Below are 1,717 nucleotides of genomic sequence, written 5' to 3'. Positions count from 1 at the left end.
GAACGTCAGGCTGTGAAAAAACCTCTTTTTTTTCTCAAAATCCTCAAATTTTACAATCCTGCAATTCAAATAAAGCCTTCTGAGAAGGTTCTTTTTTTAGGCTGCAAATTTCATTTGATAAAAATTGCGCGTTGTATTTAGCTTTAAATAACTCATTTTTATTAAAAGCAAGACTTTTGCCTTGTAGGGTGAGTTCCATTTTTGGAGTTTTGCGATCAGATCCGGTACACCAAGTATATTGATACTCCGTTTGATGTTATACACCAGCATAATCAAGCTATGTTCTCCGTTTACTTTTTCCAATCCTGTTAAATTAGTGTGATTATAGCCCCATTGCCGTTTAATCGTGCCAAAGATATGTTCGTTTATTTCCTGCCTCTTGCGGTAGAGCTGTGCATTTGCGTGATAACGTTTGTTGTTTTCTTCTACGGCATCAGCATATTGACTACGGTCTATATCTCGTCCAGCCACCCTGCTGGTACATAAATGCTTTACGGGACATTCCCTGCATTTGGATGTTCGGTATCTCTTGAATTCATAACTATCACTATCTGTTTTCTTGTGCCAGTGGCCTGTAGTTTTAAGGGTTTCTCCTTGTGGGCAAGTATAGGTGTCAGTGGTTTGGTCATATTGGAACTTCGAGATCAAATAACCCTCCAATATCCTTTCTTTATTTTTTCCTTGTTCGGGCTGCGCTACAATTGTAGTGATGTTCGCTTTTTTGCAGATTTCTATTTGTTTGCCATTATGATAGCCTTTGTCTACCAATGCGGTATAAGTTTCTATACCTAAATTCTCTTTGGCTTCTATAGCAATGGCAGATAAAGCACTGCGGTCATTCTTGTTGATAGTATGGGTGGCTACTACCAGATTGTGTTTGGCATCGACTGCTGCCTGCATATTAAATGAAATTTCGACTACTTGTCCTTGTACTAATAAGGCTCTGGCATCGCTATCAGTAGTGCTTATTTGAGGTTCGCCGCTTGCTTTTAATTTTTCTTCCAGCAATTCATAGCGGATTTTATTTTGTTGTAAACGTTCTATTTTTTGTTTTATGTTTTTCATTTCCGAAGAATTTACTTTGGTATCATTTTCCTCCAAAGCATCAAGATATTCTTGGCTTTTTGCTTCAATATAGGCCAGGTGCTTGTCAATTTTCTTTTGATTAAAATTGGCCTTTTTGCTGTTGTGCGCCCTACTTTTAGTTCCGTCAATAGCAATGGTTTCCCCTGCTATTAAATCTGCATCTTTTAAAAAACTAACAAAGAGTTTGAATAAGTTCTTTAATGCTAAAGGATTGTCTTTTCTGAAATCAGAAATACTGTGGTAATTCGGTCGAATGTCTTCCAATAGCCACTGCATTTCTATATTTCTGAAACATTCTTTTTCTAATTTTCGAGAGCTTCTTATTCCGTTAAGATAACCATACAAATAGATTTTAAGAAAAGCTTTGGTATCGTAACTCGGACGGCCTTCTTTTTTGAGCGTTTTAACTTCAAAATCAAGCTTAGATAAATCTAAAAACAATACAAAAGCATCTATAAAACGAACCTGATTCTCTTGACTGATGGTGTCTTCTAAACTTGAAATACGCATCTGATAGCGGGAAATTCCTAGGATATGTTGCATTACTAAAAATACGAAAAATCCTGTTTTAAAGCAATACTTTCCTATATTTGTTTGTAATCAAACGAAGGTTTTTTCACAGACTGACGTT

The 1,717-nt window shown here is 36.2% G+C and carries 1 protein-coding gene; it reads right to left on the bottom strand.

The annotated features are described in order from the left end of the window. Positions 1-96 precede the first annotated feature (96 nt). A complete protein-coding gene (locus B0A65_RS23040) occupies positions 97-1,629 on the bottom strand; it encodes an IS1182 family transposase (protein ID WP_074656395.1) in 1,533 nt (510 codons plus the stop codon). Positions 1,630-1,717 lie beyond the last annotated feature (88 nt).

Source organism: Flavobacterium frigidimaris, from assembly GCF_002217275.1.
Classification (GTDB): domain Bacteria; phylum Bacteroidota; class Bacteroidia; order Flavobacteriales; family Flavobacteriaceae; genus Flavobacterium; species Flavobacterium aquidurense.
The sequence above is the reverse complement of the archived record's forward strand: the minus strand, read 5'-3'. Positions and strand labels throughout refer to the sequence as shown.

Coding starts and splice junctions, on each gene's coding strand:
- B0A65_RS23040 (WP_074656395.1), bottom strand. CDS start 1,629: ATGCAACATATCCTAGGAATTTCCCGCTATCAGATGCGTATTTCAAGT.